Below are 17345 nucleotides of genomic sequence, written 5' to 3' on the forward strand. Positions count from 1 at the left end.
AATCGCCGTTCTTTTTTCATGGCTCCCCGGAAATCCGCGAAGAACCAAAAAAAAGGGCGGCCCCGACATTGCGGGCCGCCCTAAATCACGGAGTTGCTTACATCGCGTGGCGGCGATGACTTGCCGCCACGGGTATTGGATTACTTTTCCAGGATCGCGGTCACACCCTGGCCGCCTGCAGCGCAAATCGAGATGAGTCCTCGCCCCTCGCCCGCCACCGAAAGCAGCTTGGCCAGGTTGGCGACGATGCGCCCGCCGGTAGCCGCGAAGGGGTGTCCGGCGGCGAGCGAGCTGCCCTTGACGTTCATCTTGCTGCGATCGATGGACCCCAGCGGATTGTCCAGGCCGAGACGGCTCTTGCAGTAGTCGGCGTCCTCCCAGGCCTTGAGGGTGCAAAGCACCTGGGCCGCAAAGGCTTCGTGGATTTCGTAGTAATCGAAGTCCTGCAGGCAGAGGTTGTTGCGCGCGAGCAGGCGCGGCACTGCGTAGACCGGCGCCATCAACAGGCCTTCCTCGCCGCTGACGAAATCCACCGCCGCCGCTTCGCCGTCCCGGAAGTAGGCCAGGACCGGCAGCCCGCGTGCCTTGGCCCACTCTTCGCTGGCCAGCAGCACCACCGAGGCGCCGTCGGTCAGCGGCGTCGAGTTGGCCGCCGTCAGGGTGCCCCGCGGGCCGGGCTCGAACACCGGTTTCAGGCCCGCCAGCTTTTCGGCATTAATGTCGGGACGCAGGTTCTGGTCGCGGTTCAGGCCACGGAAGGGGCTCATCAGGTCGTTCTGCCAGCCTTCGGCATAGGCCGCCGCGAGTTTCTGGTGACTGGCGATGGCCAACTGGTCCTGCTCATCGCGGGGGATGGCCCAGGTCTGTGCCATCAGCTCGCAGTGTTCGCCCATGGATAGCCCGGTGCGCGGCTCACCGTTACGCGGGATGTTCGGCGCCAGGTGACGCGGGCGCACCTTCAGCAACGTCTTGATCTTGTCGCCGGTGGTCTTGCCACGGTTGGCTTCCAGCAGGATCTTGCGCAGCTCCTCATGTACGCCGATGGGCGCGTCGGAGGTCGTATCCACCCCGCCGGCGATGCCGCATTCGATCTGGCCCAGGGCGATCTTGTTGGCCACCAGGATGGCAGCCTCCAGGCCAGTGCCGCAGGCCTGCTGGATATCGTAGGCCGGAGTTTCCGGCGCCAGGCGCGAACCCAGCACGCATTCACGGGCCAGGTTGAAATCGCGGGAATGCTTGAGCACCGCACCGGCGGCGAATTCGCCCACGCGCACGCCGTGCAGATTGAAGCGTTCCACCAGGCCCTCCAGGGCGCTGGTCAGCATGTCCTGGTTGCTCGCCGTGGCGTAGACGGTGTTGGAGCGGGCGAAGGGGATGCGGTTGCCGCCGACGATGGCGACCCGGCGAAGCTGGGCCATGGTGACTCCTTGCGATGAGGGTTTGCGGGTTGCAGTGTCGGGTACAAGACTAGACGGCTGGATTGGCCGCCTCGCCGCTCGGCAGGTCAGCGCGGTCAATTGCGCTCAACGCGTGTCTGCGTAGAGTGAGCCCACTTTCGATTGACCAGCAGGAGCTACCCCATGAACGACCGTTACCTCGCCTTCGCCAACTCCAACACTGGCCGGCGCCTGGTGGGCGCCCTGGGCTTGCCGGCGCCGGTTCGCCTGGAGCGCTGGATGGCAGGCCGGGCACGGCCGGTAGACGGAGCCCTGCTGATTGGTGGCCAGGGCGCGCTTGCCGAAGCGGCCAGCGGCGTACTGAACAAACTCACGGACCAGAATTTCGCCGACGAAGACGGACGTTTCGGCCTGTCGCGCTGGACGGCCGAGCACAGCCCGAAACTCAAGGCGCTGATCTTCGATGCCAGCGGGCTGACCCGGTTCGAGCAACTGATCGAGCTGCGCAACTTCTTCCAACCGGCCATGAAGGGGCTGGGTAAATGCCCGAAAGTGGTGGTCCTGGCCCGCGCCCCCGAAGCGACAGAGGACCTGGTCGCCGCCAGCGTGCAACGCTCCCTGGAGGGTTTCACCCGTTCCCTCGGCAAGGAAATCCGCCGCGGCGGCAACGTCCAGCTGATCTACGTGGGCGCAGGTGCGGAGGACCAGCTCGAAGGCGCGCTGCGTTTCTTCCTTTCACCCAAGAGCGCCTACATTTCAGGGCAGGTACTGCGCCTGACAGCCTGCGCCGAGAAGGTCCTCGACTGGACCCGCCCACTGGCCGGCAAGCGCGCGCTGGTGACCGGTGCCTCCCGTGGCATCGGCGCCGCCATCGCGGAAACCCTGGCCCGCGACGGCGCCGAGGTGGTGCTGCTGGACGTGCCCCCGGCGAAGGACGCCCTCGACGGCCTGGCCGCACGCCTGGGCGGCCACAGCGTCGTCATGGACATCACTGCCGAAGATGCCGCCAGCCAACTGGTAGAAGCCCTGCCTGGAGGTGTGGACATCCTGGTGCACAACGCCGGCATCACCCGCGACAAGACCCTCGCAAAGATGAGCGACGAATTCTGGAACTCGGTGCTCAACGTCAACCTGCGTGCCCCGCAGGTGCTCACCCAGGCCCTGCTGGACGCCGGCAAGCTGCACGACAACGGCCGCGTGGTGCTGATCGCCTCCATCAGCGGAATTGCCGGCAACATGGGCCAGACCAACTACGCGACGAGCAAGGCCGGCGTGATCGGCCTGGCGCAGAACTGGGCGCCGCTGCTGGCCAAACGCAGTATCAGCATCAACGCCGTGGCGCCCGGCTTCATCGAAACCCAGATGACCGCTGCCATTCCCCTGACCATCCGCGAAGCGGGCCGCCGCATGAATTCGATGAGCCAAGGCGGCCTGCCCCAGGACGTGGCCGAAGCCGTCGCCTGGTTCGCCCAGCCGGGCTCAGGCGCCCTGACCGGGCAGGTGATGCGGGTGTGCGGGCAGAGTCTGTTGGGGGCTTGAGGCCGGCCCCTTGCGACGATTCAGGACCGTAGGGTGCGCTGTGCGCACCGACTCAGGGATCGACTCCGGGTCCCCCGTCAAACCGCTGGTGCGCACGGCGCACCCTACCGGGTGGGAGCGAATTCATTCGCGAAAGGGCGGCAAAGCCGCCCCAATAAACCCAGCAGGGCAGACTTCAGGCCTGCATTCGCGAATGAATTCGCTCCTACAAGCGCATTTCATCCCGACTAAACGTGCGAGGTTTCAGCCCTCGCCCTTCCCCTTCCTACGGAACTCCACCGGCGTGTCCCCGACCCAACGCTTGAAGGCCCGGTAGAAGGTGCTCGGTTCGGAGAAGCCGGTGCGTTCGACGATCACCTCGATGCGCTCGTCAGTCTTCAGCAGCAGCTCCTTGGCCAGCCGGCAACGGTAGTCGGTGACCAGGTCGTTGAATCGCACCCCGGCCGTGGCCAGCCTTTCCCGCAGGCGGCGGGCCGGCATGTTCAGGCGTGCGGCGACCTGCTCCAGGGTCGCGCCGCCATCCACCAGCAGTTCGCCGATCAACTCGCGCACCTGACGCACGAGGTCCAGGCGTTCCACCTCCGCCAGTTGGCGACGGGCCAGGGATTCGTGCATGCGCAGGAGGTCCGGCGCAGCGTGGCGCGAGGGTTTGTCCAGCACTTCGGCATCGAAGATCAGCGCGTAGCGATCAGCCCCCAGCCTCGCCGGGCAGCCATAGACCGAGTGGTAACGCTCGGCGGGGGCGCCCTCGGCGTGCATCAGTTGCACTTCGTGGGGTTTGAACTGCCCATCGGTCAGGGCATGGAAAAGTCGGATCACCGCACCCGCGAGCATCTCCGGGAAGTGCCGGTTGCTACCCGCGTGCCGGCCGAGGGAGAGCACGGCGCGATCATCTTCGACTTCCAGATGGGCGCTCAGGGTGTCGGAGAGCAGGCGCACATAGCGCAGGGCATGCCGCAGCCCCTCGCCGAAGGTGCCGCTGGAGAGGAACAGGTACTCCAGCAGCAGCCCGTGGAAGGCCGGCAAATGACCCGCCAGGTAGAGGCCGACGTGCTCCTCACCGCACTCGGCGGCGGCAGCCTTCCAGAACTGGGTTTGCGCAGCATGGGGAAAGCGACCCGCGGGCAGTCCGCCTGGCGGCAGGCCGACGCGCACCAGAACCTTGTCCGGGTCGGTGCCGCTGGCACGCAGGGCGTCGATCACCGGGCGCATCAGCGCCACATCGTCGGTCAGATCACGCATCATTTTCGGAGAATTCTTATTGTCTGCGAGGCGCGGCCATCTTATTCGGCTTTTTCATCCCCGCTCAAGGCCGCGATTGACTGCCCTGCCGCACTCCCGGGACGGCCGGCCAATGTGCGACACAATCCGCTGACTATGCTGAGCCCCATTCGCCTTGAGGAGATCACGCATGGCCACCGACTGGCTCGACCTTTCCGCACCTCCCGCCCTTCCCGGCCTGTTCGCCCGCGCAGCCGTGCGCCGTGGCATGCGCGGCAAGGCCCTGCCCGAGCTGGGCGTGCGCTGCCAGGTGAGCGTCGACCCTGGTCATCTGGCGCGCTATCGCGCCGTCTGCGGCTTCAGCGACAAGGGGCTGATGCCGGCGACCTACCCGCACGTCCTCGCTTTCCCGCTGCAGATGCGCCTGCTCACCGACCCGCGCTTCCCCTTCCCGCTGCTGGGTCTGGTGCACCTGGAAAACCGTATCCGCGTGTTGCGCGCCCTGGGTGGCCTGGGGCCCTTCGTGGCCAGCGTGCAGGTAAGCGATCTCCAGCCCCACGAGAAAGGTGCCACCTTCAGCCTGATCACCCGCCTGGAAGACCAGCTCGGCCTGGTCTGGGAGGGCGACAGCCGCATCCTCTTCCGCGGCCTGCGCCTGCCCGGCACGCCCGAACCACGCACTCCCCAGGAAAGCCTGCCGCTGACGCACCTGGACCAGTGGTACGCCGCTGCCGACATCGGCCGGCGCTATGCCCGCGTGGCCGGCGACTACAACCCCATCCACCTTTCGGCCGCCACCGCCAGGCTGTTCGGTTTCCCCCGCGCCATCGCCCATGGGCTGTGGAACAAGGCTCGTTGCCTGGCTGCGCTGGAAATCCACCTGCCCAGCGCCGGTTACGAGTTGGAAGTACGTTTCCAGAAGCCCGTTCTCCTGCCGGCCGAAGTCACCCTGCTGGCCAGCGCGCCGGCCGCCGAAGGCCAACTCGCGTTGCTCGGCAAGGGCGACATTCCGCATATGGCGGGAAGCTGGCGCCCGCAGGGATAACCCTTGCGCGGCCGGGCGGCCAGCGGGACCATAGGCGGCTCAAGGAGAGCCCCATGAACCTCGACGAAATCACCGCCCGCCTGCATGCCATCCGCGATAACAACGACTGGCGGCAATTCCACAGTCCGAAGAACCTGGCCATGGCCGCCAGCGTGGAAATGGCCGAGCTGGTGGAAATCTTCCAGTGGCTGAGCGAAGACCAGTCACGCCAGCTGCCCCCCGAAAAACTCGCCCACGCCGGCCAGGAAGTGGGCGATATCGTGCTCTACCTCCTGTTGCTCTGCGCCGAACTCGGCCTGGACATGGACGCCGTGGTCCGTGCCAAGCTGGCCGACAGCGAAAGGCGCTTCACATGAGCGACCGTCACTTCGATGAACTGGCGACGCGCTTCGCCGAAAAGATCTACGGCGGTGCCAAGGGCGCCATCCGCCTCGCCGTGCTGCAGGCCGACCTCGCTGAAGTCCTGCCCGACCGCCCGTTGCGCGTGCTCGATGTGGGTGCCGGTCTGGGCCACATGGCGCTCTGGCTGGCCGAGCGCGGCCACCAGGTCACCCTCGCAGAGCCGGCCGAACCCATGCTCGAAGGCGCCCGCCAGCGCTTTGCCGAGGCCGGCCAGGCTGCCACCTTCATCCAGGCGCCCTGGCAGGAGCTGCTCGGCCAGCTCACCGAGCCCTATGACCTGGTGCTCTGCCACGCCGTGCTGGAATGGCTGGCCGACCCGCACGCCATCCTGCCCGTGCTGCATCAGCTCACCGCCAAGGATGGGATGCTGTCGCTGGCCTTCTACAACAAGGACGCGCTGATCTACCGCAACCTGCTCAAGGGGCACTTCCGCAAGCTGCGCAAACACAAGTTCGCCGGCGAAGGACAAAGCCTGACCCCGCAGCAGCCGCTGGACCCGCGTGACCTGGCGACACAACTCGAAGGCCACTGGAAAGTCGAAAACCAGAGCGGCGTGCGTGTGTTCCACGACTACATGCCCCAGGAGTTCCAGGCCAAGGCCGAACTGGTGGACCTGCTGGAAATGGAACTGGCCTACCGCCGACACCCCAGCTATTCGGGATTAGGTCGCTACCTGCACTGGATTTGCCGCCCACTCTGAAAACCAGCTCACAATTAGCTGCGCGTCGGAATAGCTGCGTTGAAAATGGCTTCGGAATGCTCATTTACATCCGTAAACTCCGCTTCCTCAGCCATTTGATTCGCTGGCGCTCTCCCTTCGGGCCAGCCTGCGGCTGTTACTCCCGTTGGTCGTTGCGCCTTGCTCTTCGCTAGCTCACGAAATCGTGAGCAGGTTTGAACGGAGGCCCCATGAAACAGCCCGCGCTGCTCGCATTTGCCTTGTTGCTGTCCGCCTGCCAGAGCCAGAACCCGTACAAGGCCGAGTCTCGCCCGCTGCCTCCCGCCCCGCCGGGCGCGGCAACCACCTTCGACAGCAGCGCCTACCCCGCCGCGCCGCGCGACTTCGGCCGCTACCGCAGCTGGACCTGGCTCGATGGCCAGCTTCCCGCCGGCAACAACTGGGCGACGCCCGAGCAGATGGCGGACATGGTCAACTCCGGCCTCGACCAGCACGGCCTGCGCCAGGCACGCAATCCCGGCCAGGCCGATCTCAAGGTCAGCGCCAGCCTGCGCTACGAACGGCGCCTGCGGCAGTACGACGATTATGGCGGCGCCTACTACGGCAGCGGCCCGTGGCGCGACCAGTACGGGGCATGGGCCACCGTGCCGGTCGTGCGCACCTATGAGGAACAGGTGGCCGTGGTCTACCTGGAGTTCTATGACGCCCGCGACAACCAGCCGGTGTGGAGTGGCAGCGGCGAAACCTACGCCAACGGCAGCCGCTCCGACGGCGTGGCCGCGCTGCGCGAAGCGGTGAAGGAAGCCCTGGACGACTATCCGCCGAATTGAGTGAAAGCCTCGGGATAGAGCGCCCTCAAATTCCCCTTGCCGACTGTCTTGCCTTGCGTTTCGATAATGATTCCGGCAGAGGAGATCCGATCATGACCCGCCTCACGCTACTCCTTTCCACCGTCGTGCTCCTGGCCGCCTGCCAGAACTACAACGTCAACCGCGATTACGACAGCTCTCGCGATTTCGGCGCGTACCGCAGTTGGAGCTGGAAAGAGCCCGCCCTGCAGTACAGCCCCGACGACCCGCGCATCAAGAGTGACCTCACCGAACAGCGCATCCGCGACGCCGTCGGCCAGCAGCTCGACCAGCGCGGCCTGCGCCCGGCCACCAGCGGCAAGGCCGACCTGGATGTCCAATCCTGGCTGATAGTCGATGAGCGCCAACAGCAGAGCAGCTACAACTACGGCGGCTACTGGGGCGGCTATTGGGGAGGTTACTGGGGTGGACCGGCCTACACCGAAACCCGCGTGTACACCTACAAGGTCGCCACCATCCAGGTGGACCTGTACGACACCAAGGACGGCAAGCTGGTCTGGCGCGGAAGTGCAGAACAGATCATGAAAAACTCGCCGCCGACTCCGGCTGAACGTGAAGCCGCCATCCGCGAAACGGTCGCCAAGGTGATCGCCCAATACCCGCCGCACTGAGGACCTCATGCCCGCTGTTAATCCCCAACTGCAGTACCGCCCCGCCAGCGTCGAAGACCTCCACGATATCGTCCGCTTCCCCCAGGATGCGGACGAACTGTTCTTCGCCTACCCCAAGGCCAGTTGGCCCCTCACCGTCGGCCAACTCGCCGCTGCCATGGCCGAGCGTCGCGGGAGTACCGTCGCCCTGCTGGACGGCAAAGTCGCCGGTTTCGCCAACTTCTACCAATGGCAGCACGGCGAGTTCTGCGCCCTCGGCAACATGATGGTGGCGCTCTGGGCACGCGGCCATGGCGTCGCCCAGTACCTGATCGGCGTCATGGAGCGCCAGGCCCGCGAGCAGTACAAGGCCAGGCTGATGAAGGTCTCCTGCTTCAACGCCAATGCTGGCGGCCTGCTTCTCTACACCCGGCTCGGCTACCAGCCACGCGCCATCGTCGAACGTCTCGCCGCGGACGGCCGGCGCGTCGCCCTGGTGCAGATGGACAAAGCCCTCACGGATTGAGCCCGTTTGCGCAACCGACTGGCCATGCGCCGCGACCTGCCCTGAACCGATCGGCGCCTTTAGGTCCGACAGCCCAGCCCCTCACTAAACTTATCCACATGGCACCGGCAAACACCGATGCCGGGTGGGGAGCGGGAGGCTCCTCCTCGAGTGCCGGCTACGCAGGCTTATCGGGAGCGATGAACCGCCGCCTGGCAGGAGGTGTCCCATGACCATGATCACCCAGCTGCAAAGCAGCCTCATGCAGCACAAGACACGCTTCGACGTGCTCAATCACACCGCATCCATGACCACCCGCGAAGCCGCCCGCCGCGCCGGCGTGCCGCCGCAGCAAATGGCCAAACCGGTAATACTCGACGACTTCCAGGGCCACTGGATGATGGCCGTCGTGCCCGCGTCACGTCATGTCGACCTGGAAAAGGTCCACAAACTCACCCACCGCCATTGGCGCCTGGTGCGCGAACGGGACTTCGGCAAACGCTTCGCCAATTGCGAAACCGGCGCCATCCCCGCCGTGGGTAACCTGTTCGGCCTCGACACCCTCATCGACCAATCCCTGGCGGAACAACCGGACATCTACTTCGAATCCGGCCGCCATGACGAACTGGTGCACATGAGCGGCAAGCAATACATGGCGCTGATGCCGGAAGCCAAGAGCGGGAAACTCTGCGAATAGCCGCCGCCTTGTGGGAGCGAATTCATTCGCGAAAGAGTTCGCTCCCGGAGCCACACCGTTCATTTGTGAAGTGGGCTTGCCAGTTCCTTACCGGATATCCCCACAGAAAATGTCGTAGTTGCCATCTGCGGGCGTCGTCCGCAGTACGAGTGAGTAATCGCCTGCGCGTAACGCCGAGAATGGAACAGGCGCGGACTTCGACATCCGCCAGACGTCACCGCGGAAATGGCGCTCGGTGGTTACCGTATTGTTCAACTCATAGGCGGGCGATGCCCCCGGATGCGCGCAACTTCCCGGATAGATGAAGGTGTAAAGGCGGACGGGGCGAGTCGTGAAGGACGGTACGCCGCTGATCACAAACGAAATGCTCGTTTCATCGCCCCGCGGCACCAGCGTCGCCTGAGCGATACGCCCGGCGTTCTTCGGCGTGGCGTTCAATCTGACTTCGAGCAACTCTTTTTTGGCGTCGCCTGCCGGGCCCGCGCACGCGCACAGTCCGAAAACGGCAGTGATCAGTGCCAGATACCTTGCTGCATTCATCGCTGGCCTCCCACGGTGAGAAGCGCCGTTGCTCACTTATCCACTATAAGCGGGCGTTTGGAGGCAGCCATGCCTCTCGACCCAACGGTCCAGAACGCAGGAAAAGAGCAGAGAAAAGCCTCGCAAATCGAGGCTTCGAGAGAGGTACGGAGGAAGTTGATGCCTTCCTCCGTGATCGAGACGAACTCAGGGTTTGTATTGGGTCTGCGCAACGCACCACTTGCTGGCCGGGTCCTTCGCCTTGGTGCAGGAGTTGCGGAAGATTACCTGGGCATGCTGTTGGCAATTGCGGAACTGCTTGGTGCCTTTCTCGTTCTTGCTGCACACAGTATCCAGCGCGATGGCGCCGTTACGTTCCTGCCAGTTCAGGTAATAGTTATCGCTGTCTTTCTTGGCTGCGGGAGGCCCAGCAAATGCCACGCTCGCCATAAGGACCAGCGCGCTGCCGAATGCGAATCGGATAGTCATGTCAACTCCTGATAATCGCTTGCTTCAGTGCGCCTTCTCAGAGGCGCTGCCTTGAGCGGTGATACCTGTGTCATTGCGGTACGTTCAACTGAATGAGCAGCAAACTACCGGCTGCCCGCTCCCCTTGAAGCAACTGCGAGAGAACTGCATTGAATAGTGATGAGCACGACGCAAGCCTGCAAGAACCACGCGCACAAGCGGACTGACCGTCTGTCTAAATGTCAGGATCGACACTAAGAAGCGGGCGCAAGCCACGGAAACTCAAGAAAAAAACCGAGGGCCAAATTTCGCTCCTGAAAAGCTCAAGCGTTATCCGTATGTGCTTTTCCATATCGACCAGAACGAGGGGTAGATGTTTGGTGGGTACACCATGGGACGGGACGATCGGTATTAAAAGTGAATCTGCAACCGGTGCTAACATGCTTTGGCAAATTTTGCCAAAAGGTGAGGTCCCATGAGCACCATGAACATCTCCCTGCCCGACGCCCTCAAGAGCTTCGTCGACGAGCAGGTCAGCCAGCGCGGCTACGGCACCAGTAGCGAGTATGTCCGCGAACTGATCCGCAAGGACCAGGACCGCCAGCGTCTGCGCCACCTGCTTCTGGAAGGCGCCGCGTCCGCTCCCGCCGCCCCGGCTGATGACAACTACTTCGAGGCCCTGCGCAACCGGGTACGGAACGCCAAGGCATGAAGGCCAAGCCCATCATCCCCCGGGCACTGGCCAACCAGGACATCGACGAGGCCATCAGCCACTACCTGAGCGAAGGAGCCGAGCAAGCCGCACTTGGTTTCATCGACGCCCTGGAGCGGAGCTACAAGCACATCAGCCGGCATCCCGAGTCGGGCTCATCGCGATACGCCCACGAACTCGATCTGCCGGGACTGCGTTCCTGGATGCTGAAGCGCTATCCCTACCTGGTCTTCTACATCGAGCGTGACGATCACATCGATGTGTGGCGGGTACTGAATGGGACGAGCGATATCCCGGCCTGGATGCAGAGCGACGAAAAATAAATCCATCGCCCGCAAGACGGGACTTTCAGAGAGGGGATTGGCGGAAGGCAGTGAGAGTCGAACTCACCCAGGAACGGCTGCCGTCCCCCACCGGGTTTGAAGCCCGGCCACGCCACCGGGCGTGCTTGCCTTCCATAACTTGTGATCAGGGGCTGGGCGCTTGGGCCAGTGCGGAGTCTTCCCTGATCTTGCGTTGGTCGCCGATGCGGCGGGTGTAGCCGATGCGGTCGAAGTATTCGAGTAGCTGGATGCTGCGCTTACGGCCGATGGCGAGGCGGTCGCGCCAGGCGGCGGCTTTGATGGTGCCGTGTTCGTCCTGCAGTTGCCGAGCCAGTGTAGCCAGTTGGTGGATGGTCGTATCAAGGTAGAACAGGTCCTTGACCACCTGGTGCTGCAGGCCGAGGCGGGCGAGTTTGCGTTGCAGCAGGCGCATGGCGCCCTCCTCTACTCCCAGCTCCTTGGCCAGGTCGCGAACCCAGGGCGGGTCGTATCGGCCGGCCTCCAGGAGCGGCCAGATGCGTTGGCGCAAGGCTTCGTCGGCATCGTTCAGTTGGACCTGATGATCGGGCAGATGCAGCCATGGCCCGCTGGATTGGACCATGCCCGCGCTCAGGTGCTGTTCCAGCAGGGCGATGAAGACGGGCCTTTCCAGTCCGGAGAGTGCGTAACGGCGCAAGCGGTCGCGGTCGGGGCCGAGTTCGTCGGGGAGTTCGGCGTGGAAGCGTGCCAGGCCCTCTAGCAGTTGCTGTTCCAGTGCCTGCCAGCGTTCCCTGGCGAACAGCCGCTGACCGATACGGGTGGTGATTTCTACCGCCTCGGTAGGTAGCGCCCAGCCGGCGCGGGGACGGTTGAATTGCCGCTCCAGCAAATGCGGATCGAGGCCGTTGCTGGCCGTGCCAAGGAGGGCGGGCAAGGCGGTTTCCAGACCTTCGCCGCGCAGCGCTTGCAGTTGCGCCAATCGCTCCGGCGTACGGCGATTGCGCGCAGGCGCGAAGGGATCAAGTACGCGGCCGCCGCCGAGGGTTCGCTGGGCCGACTGGTCGCGCAGCACCAGACGGTCGCCGTGCACCGCATGGGCAGGGGCATTCAGCAGCAACTGGGCGACGGTGCGACGGCCAGGTGGCAGGCGCTCTCCTTCCAGTAAGGCCACGCGCCCGGTCACATCCTGAGCACCGAGGTGAATGTGCACCGGCGTCCAGTGGGCGAGGTCATGGGGCTCGCTGGGTAGCAGGCGCAGATCGATGTCCACCCGCGTGGTGGGCGCCAGCAAGGCTGGAGCCAGCAACCAATCGCCCCGATGAATCTGGTCCAGGCTCAGGCGGTCGCCTGTGATGTTGAGGGCCACGCGTTGCCCCGCCTGGGCCTCTTCGACTTGCTGATTGCGTGCGTGCAAACCGCGCACGCGCACCGTCCTGCCTGAGGGGCTGAGGACCAGTTCATCGCCCACTTTCACCTGCCCGGCAAAGGCAGTGCCGGTGACCACCACACCCGCACCGGAAACGCTGAAGGCGCGGTCGATCGGCAGACGGAAGTACCCATCCGTGCCGCCTTCAGTGCGGAGCGCGGCTTCCGCCAGAAGCGCCTGGCGAAGGGCGTCGATGCCTTTGCCGCTGAGGCTGTCCACAGGAAAGACTTCCGCGTCCGCCAGTGGCCCCGGCGCCAACAGCGCAGTGACTTCAGCGCGTACCTGGTCCACGCGCCTGGCATCAACGCGGTCGAGCTTGGTCAGCGCGACAACGGCCCTGCGAACCCCCAGCAACTCGGCGATGGCAAGGTGTTCGCGGGTCTGCGGCATCACGCCGTCGTCGGCGGCCACGACCAGCAGCAACAGGTCGATACCGCAGGCACCGGCCAGCATGTTGTGGATGAAGCGTTCGTGACCTGGCACGTCGATGAAGGCGGTGGGCTGACCGTCACCCAGGTCCGCATGTAGGTAGCCGAGGTCGATGGTGATGCCGCGCTCGCGCTCAGCCGGGCGTCGGTCGCCCTCCAGGCCGGTGAGGGCCTTCAGCAGCGCGGTCTTGCCATGGTCGATATGGCCTGCGGTGCCGACTATCACTCAACGGCCCCCTGCAATTGCGGCAGTTGCGCGAGGAAGGCGGGTTCGTCGTCGAGTTGGCGCAGGTCGAGCCAAAGGGCGTCATCGTCGAGACGGCCGATCACCGGAATGGGCAAGGTACGCAGGTTTTCTTCCAGCAAGCGCAGGGCCCGGCCGCGTAGGCGTTTGGGCTGTTGCGGGCGCAGGCAGAGGGCTGCGCTGGGCAGGCGTGCCACCGGCTGCGCGCCACTTCCGATCATGCCGAGTGCCGGTGCCGCGCTCACCAGCCAGCCGGCGCCAAGTTGCGCCGCCAACGGTGGCACAAGGCGTTCGGCCTGTGCCTGGATGTCCTGCTGCGGGCGACTGAGCAGACGCAAGGTGGTGAGGCGTTCGGCGAGGCGTTCCGGGTCGCGATACAGGCCGAGCACGGCCTCCAGCGCGGCAAGGGTCAGTTTGTCCACGCGCAGGGCGCGCTTGAGTGGGTTCTTCTTGATCCGGCCGATCAGCTCCTTGCTGCCTAGGATCAGCCCCGCCTGGGGTCCACCCAGCAATTTGTCGCCACTGAAGGTGACGATGTCGGCGCCGTCGCGCAGGGCCTCCTGCACGGTGGGTTCCTTGGGCAGGCCCCAGCGAGTGAGGTCCACCAGTGTGCCGCTGCCGAGGTCTTCCAGCAGCGGCAAGCCATGGGCGTGGGCGATGGCCGCCAGCTGCGCCGTGGGTACGCTGGCGGTGAAGCCCTGCACGCTGTAGTTGCTGGTGTGCACCCGCATCAGCAGGCCGGTGCGCGGGTTGATGACGGCCTGGTAGTCCTTGGCGTGGGTACGGTTGGTGGTGCCCACTTCGACGAGCTTCACGCCGGCACGGGCCATGATGTCGGGAATGCGAAAGGCGCCGCCGATCTCGATTAGCTCGCCTCGGGAAATCACTCCTTCCTTGCGCGCGCCCAGGCTGTTCAGCGCCAGCAGCACTGCTGCGGCGTTGTTGTTGACCACGGTGACCGCTTCGGCGCCGGTCAGCTCGCGGACCAGGCCGGTGATGAGGTCGTCGCGGTCGCCGCGCTTGCCGCTGGCGAGGTCGAACTCAAGATTGAGCGGGTAGCGGGCGGCAAGGGTGATGGCTTCGATGGCTTCATCCGGCAGCAGGGCGCGACCGAGATTGGTGTGCAGCACGGTGCCGGTGAGGTTGAACACCCGCCGCACCTGGCTGGAATGGGTTGCGGCAAGGCGCTCGCCCGCGCGGCCGGCAAGCACCGCATCAGTCAGTTCGATAGCGGCGAGCTGGCCATGTCGCGCCGGCTCGCGCAATTCGTCGAGCAGGTCACGCAGGGTCTTGAGGAGGGCCTCGCGGCCGTAGCGCTGTTGCAGTGGAGCGCAGGCCGGGCTGCGCAGCAGGCGGTCGACAGAGGGCAAGCGAGCGGCCGACATTGGCATTCCTTAGCGCGGGGGCATTGGGTCCGTCTTGAGTCTAGGTGTTTATTCCGATCCGGGGGCCAACAGGAGGTTGGGGGCGCGGCGCAGATAACCTTCTTCGCTCAGGCGCACATCGAGGTCGAGACTGGCTAGGTCGTCGGCCTGGGATTCGGCCTCGGCATCGAACTCCAGGTAGCACTGTTTGAGGTAACCCTGGCAGCTTGGGCAGGTCTCGGCGCGGATGGGCGCCTGCTCGCTCTTCACGCCCTCGCGTTCGAGGGAGAGGTGAGCGAGGTGTTTGCTCTCCTGGCAATGGCTGCATTTGAGGCGCACGTAGTGCCATTCGCACGAGCACAGCGAACACGCCAGGTAGCGCAGACCGTTGTGCTTGCCACGATGACGAATCATGCCGCTGACCGGCGGCGAACCGCAGGCCGGGCAAAGGACCTTGGCCTCGTTCTCGACAATCGCGCCTTCGGGCAGGGCCAGCAGCCAATGGCTGAAGGCGATTTGCAGGGCAGCGCCGACAAAGGGCGCGATGGCCGGTGGCAGCAGGTCGAACTGGCCGCTGAGCAGGCCAACGCCCCAGGTCTTGCGCTGGGCGGTATCGGCCTCGCCCAGCTGTCGCAAGGCATCGGCGACGGCCGCGTTGGCCGGTGCAGGGAAGCGCGCCAGCAGGGCATCGAGGGCGGCGAGCCAGCCATCGGCGCGTACCAGCGCTTCGTAGGCAATGGGCGGCATGCCGTGTTCGAGACTGCGCGCCACGGCTTCGGGAGCCGGGCCGGGAAGTGGCGGCGGATGGTCCAGCACCTGTTGCTGCGCATCGCAGAGTGCAGCCACCAGCAGCAGGTAGCCGGCAAGCGGATGACCTTCGGCGAGCTGGCGCAGGCGTGCTGCGCGAATGCGGAACAGGTCGGGCCCAGGCAGGTGGAGAAAGGGCGGGATGTTGGCGGCGGCTTCGATCTGGCCGGGCTCGAGTATCTCGACTGTCACGCAGGACTCCTTGTTGATGGGCACCGATGACGTATGTGTAGGTTGGGTTGAGCCATGCGTTACCTGTCGTTTGCGCCCAATCGATGGGTATCGCTGCGCTCAACCCACCCTACGAACCTTTCGCGAGTAAACATCCACGTTCCTTAGAACGTGGGGGCGAATCCACCACCGAGCACAACGTCGACCTCTTTAGCCCGGTCTGGACCGTAGGGTGCGCCGTGCGCACCGACTTCCGGGCCAGCTTCGGCACCCGGTCAAACCGCCGGTGCGCACGGCGCACCCTACCCGATCGGCCTCAGCGCTTGCTGTCTTCGCCCTTGGCCAAATCCTTGTACCAGCCCCTGTGGTGCTTGCGGGCCCAGCCGCTGCTGACCCAGCCGTGGAGCATCGCGCTGATGGAGCCCTTGATCCAGATACCGGCGTAGATGTGGACGATGATGCTGCAGATAAGCACCCAGGCCGCGAGGGCATGCAGCAGGGCGGCGAGGCGGATGAGTTCGATGCCGAACAGATGGCTGAAGTACTGCCGCCAGATCACCACGCCCGTGGCCAGCAGCACCAGCATGCTGAGCAGCAGCACCCAGAACAGCAGCTTCTGCCCGGCGTTGTAGCGCCCCACGTCCGGCAACCGCTCCTCGCGGTTATTCACCACGTCTTTCCACTGTTTCAGCCATTGGCTATCGGACTTTTCCCAGCGGTTGTGGTGGGCGAAGCGCATGGCCAGCCAGATGAAGAAGAGGAACATGGCAACGCCGAGGAAGGGGTGCAGGATGCGTGTCCAGGGGCCGCCGCCGAACAGGTTGGTGAGCCAGAACAGCGCCGGATGGAACAACGCCAGGCCGGACAACCCGGCGAGGAAGAACAGGATGGCCACCGCCCAGTGATTGCTGCGCTCGGAGGGGGTGTAGCGTTCGATGTCTTTGTTCATGTTGGGCTCCATGCTCGGGGCAGGCTTCCCTCACCCCGCCCCTCTCCCAGAGGGAGAGGGAGTAAAAAAGCACATCAACTCGGTGCCTTGGGATCGAAGCTGTGCACCGACGGGTCGACCTTGTGCACCGCCGGATCACCGCGCGGGGCTTCGTCTTCCTCCACCTTGTTTGGGCCGACCCGCACGTAGTGGAAGAAACCGAACAGCGCCACAACGCCCATCCCCAGCAGAGCCAGGGGTTTGGTCACGCCTTTCCACAGGCTGACCATGGGGCTGATGGCCGGGTCGTTCGGCAGGCCGGCGTAGAGCGACGGCTGGTCGGCGTGGTGCAACACGTACATGACGTGGGTGCCGCCGACCCCCTGCGGGTCATACAGCCCGGCGTTCTCGAAGCCACGGGACTTGAGGTCAACGATGCGCTCGGCGGCGTGCTCCTTCATGTCTTCCTTGGTGCCGAAGACGATGGCTCCGGTCGGGCAGGTCTTCACGCAGGCCGGCTCCAGCCCTACGGACACGCGGTCCGAACACAAGGTGCACTTGTAGGCCTTGTGGTCCTTTTGCGAGATGCGCGGGATGTTGAAGGGGCAGCCGGTGATGCAGTAGCCGCAGCCGATGCACTTGTCCTGGTTGAAGTCGACGATGCCGTTGGCGTACTTCACGATGGCGCCCGGGCTCGGGCAGGCCGCCAGGCAGCCGGGGTCGTCGCAATGCATGCAGCCGTCCTTGCGGATCAGCCACTCCAGATTGCCCGCCTCGTTCTCGTGCTCGGTGAAGCGCATCAGGGTCCAGGTGTTGGCGCTGAGGTCCGCCGGGTTGTCGTAGGTGCCGTGGTTCTGGCCGACCTCGTCGCGCAGGTCGTTCCACTCCGAACAGGCCACCTGGCAGGCCTTGCAGCCGATGCATTTGGATACGTCGATGAGCTTCGCCACTTCGTCCATCTCGCGAACGGACGGCATGGGTGTCGTGGTGGCGGAGCGGGCGATGATGTCTTGTGATGCCATGGCTCAGCTC

At 64.9% G+C, this 17345-nt stretch carries 19 protein-coding genes and 1 tRNA gene; 10 read left to right on the forward strand and 10 right to left on the reverse strand.

Translation table 11 applies throughout. The features are described 5' to 3' along the window. Positions 1 to 140: 140 nt before the first annotated feature. Entirely contained in the window at positions 141 to 1418 is a 1278-nt protein-coding gene (locus tag MnOB_RS07685; protein ID WP_077523637.1) for an acetyl-CoA C-acetyltransferase, read from the reverse strand. 162 nt (positions 1419 to 1580) lie between these two features. On the opposite strand from MnOB_RS07685, the gene MnOB_RS07690 reads away from it, so the two are divergent. Continuing rightward, entirely contained in the window at positions 1581 to 2936 is a 1356-nt protein-coding gene (locus tag MnOB_RS07690; RefSeq protein ID WP_077523638.1) for a 3-oxoacyl-ACP reductase, read from the forward strand. Between the two features lie 243 nt (positions 2937 to 3179). Here MnOB_RS07690 and MnOB_RS07695 read toward each other — a convergent pair whose 3' ends face one another. After that, positions 3180 to 4178, reverse strand: a complete 999-nt coding sequence (locus MnOB_RS07695; protein ID WP_077523782.1) for an AraC family transcriptional regulator — start codon at positions 4176 to 4178, stop codon at positions 3180 to 3182. A 169-nt stretch (positions 4179 to 4347) separates the two neighbouring features. Here MnOB_RS07695 and MnOB_RS07700 point away from each other — a divergent pair, with 169 nt between their 5' ends. From MnOB_RS07700 to MnOB_RS07730, 7 genes are all read left to right on the forward strand, one after another. Continuing rightward, a complete protein-coding gene (locus MnOB_RS07700; RefSeq protein WP_077523639.1) occupies positions 4348 to 5202 on the forward strand; it encodes a MaoC family dehydratase in 855 nt (284 codons plus the stop codon). A gap of 53 nt (positions 5203 to 5255) precedes the next feature. Beyond that, positions 5256 to 5558, forward strand: coding sequence for a MazG-like family protein (locus tag MnOB_RS07705; protein WP_077523640.1), 303 nt, complete (start codon positions 5256 to 5258; stop codon positions 5556 to 5558). Beyond that, positions 5555 to 6304 carry a methyltransferase domain-containing protein gene (locus tag MnOB_RS07710; protein ID WP_077523641.1) on the forward strand — a complete coding sequence of 250 codons (750 nt, stop codon included), beginning with the start codon at positions 5555 to 5557 and terminating at the stop codon, positions 6302 to 6304. Before MnOB_RS07705 ends, MnOB_RS07710 begins: the two co-directional genes overlap by 4 nt. A 209-nt stretch (positions 6305 to 6513) precedes the next feature. Continuing rightward, entirely contained in the window at positions 6514 to 7113 is a 600-nt protein-coding gene (locus MnOB_RS07715; protein ID WP_077523642.1) for a DUF4136 domain-containing protein, read from the forward strand. 92 nt (positions 7114 to 7205) lie between these two features. Beyond that, a complete protein-coding gene (locus MnOB_RS07720; protein ID WP_077523643.1) occupies positions 7206 to 7763 on the forward strand; it encodes a DUF4136 domain-containing protein in 558 nt (185 codons plus the stop codon). Positions 7764 to 7770: 7 nt separating this feature from the next. Beyond that, entirely contained in the window at positions 7771 to 8268 is a 498-nt protein-coding gene (locus tag MnOB_RS07725) for a GNAT family N-acetyltransferase (RefSeq protein ID WP_077523644.1), read from the forward strand. Between the two features lie 208 nt (positions 8269 to 8476). After that, positions 8477 to 8944 carry an aminoacyl-tRNA deacylase gene (locus tag MnOB_RS07730; RefSeq protein WP_077523645.1) on the forward strand — a complete coding sequence of 156 codons (468 nt, stop codon included), beginning with the start codon at positions 8477 to 8479 and terminating at the stop codon, positions 8942 to 8944. 87 nt (positions 8945 to 9031) lie between these two features. Here MnOB_RS07730 and MnOB_RS07735 read toward each other — a convergent pair whose 3' ends face one another. Continuing rightward, entirely contained in the window at positions 9032 to 9484 is a 453-nt protein-coding gene (locus tag MnOB_RS07735) for a hypothetical protein (protein WP_077523646.1), read from the reverse strand. A 186-nt stretch (positions 9485 to 9670) separates the two neighbouring features. Beyond that, positions 9671 to 9952, reverse strand: a complete 282-nt coding sequence (locus MnOB_RS07740) for a hypothetical protein (protein ID WP_077523647.1) — start codon at positions 9950 to 9952, stop codon at positions 9671 to 9673. 454 nt (positions 9953 to 10406) lie between these two features. Here MnOB_RS07740 and MnOB_RS07745 point away from each other — a divergent pair, with 454 nt between their 5' ends. Further along, the gene (locus MnOB_RS07745; RefSeq protein ID WP_077523648.1) at positions 10407 to 10643 is read left to right on the forward strand and encodes a type II toxin-antitoxin system ParD family antitoxin; all 237 of its coding nucleotides are present in this window, start codon (positions 10407 to 10409) and stop codon (positions 10641 to 10643) included. Then, positions 10640 to 10966 (forward strand): type II toxin-antitoxin system RelE/ParE family toxin, encoded by a 327-nt coding sequence (locus MnOB_RS07750; RefSeq protein WP_077523649.1) that lies wholly within the window; start codon positions 10640 to 10642, stop codon positions 10964 to 10966. The genes MnOB_RS07745 and MnOB_RS07750 overlap by 4 nt, the downstream gene beginning before the upstream one ends. Positions 10967 to 11004: 38 nt before the next feature. On the opposite strand, the gene MnOB_RS07755 is transcribed toward MnOB_RS07750, so the two are convergent. From MnOB_RS07755 to fdxH, 6 genes are all read right to left on the reverse strand, one after another. After that, positions 11005 to 11100: transfer RNA gene (locus MnOB_RS07755), tRNA-Sec, on the reverse strand. Positions 11101 to 11111: 11 nt separating this feature from the next. Then, positions 11112 to 13025 carry a selenocysteine-specific translation elongation factor gene (selB, locus tag MnOB_RS07760; protein ID WP_077523650.1) on the reverse strand — a complete coding sequence of 638 codons (1914 nt, stop codon included), beginning with the start codon at positions 13023 to 13025 and terminating at the stop codon, positions 11112 to 11114. Continuing rightward, positions 13022 to 14428: an L-seryl-tRNA(Sec) selenium transferase gene (gene selA / locus MnOB_RS07765; RefSeq protein ID WP_077523651.1), complete on the reverse strand. Its 1407-nt coding sequence runs from the start codon at positions 14426 to 14428 to the stop codon at positions 13022 to 13024. The genes selB and selA overlap by 4 nt, the downstream gene beginning before the upstream one ends. A 48-nt stretch (positions 14429 to 14476) precedes the next feature. Then, on the reverse strand, positions 14477 to 15406 hold the full coding sequence (gene fdhE / locus MnOB_RS07770) for a formate dehydrogenase accessory protein FdhE (protein ID WP_077523652.1): 930 nt from the start codon (positions 15404 to 15406) through the stop codon (positions 14477 to 14479). Between the two features lie 295 nt (positions 15407 to 15701). Further along, entirely contained in the window at positions 15702 to 16334 is a 633-nt protein-coding gene (locus MnOB_RS07775; protein ID WP_077523653.1) for a formate dehydrogenase subunit gamma, read from the reverse strand. Between the two features lie 74 nt (positions 16335 to 16408). Beyond that, the gene (gene fdxH, locus MnOB_RS07780) at positions 16409 to 17335 is read right to left on the reverse strand and encodes a formate dehydrogenase subunit beta (protein ID WP_077523654.1); all 927 of its coding nucleotides are present in this window, start codon (positions 17333 to 17335) and stop codon (positions 16409 to 16411) included. Between the last annotated feature and the right edge of the window lie 10 nt (positions 17336 to 17345).

It is taken from the genome of Metapseudomonas resinovorans (assembly GCF_002003485.1).
Lineage (GTDB): Bacteria > Pseudomonadota > Gammaproteobacteria > Pseudomonadales > Pseudomonadaceae > Metapseudomonas > Metapseudomonas resinovorans_D.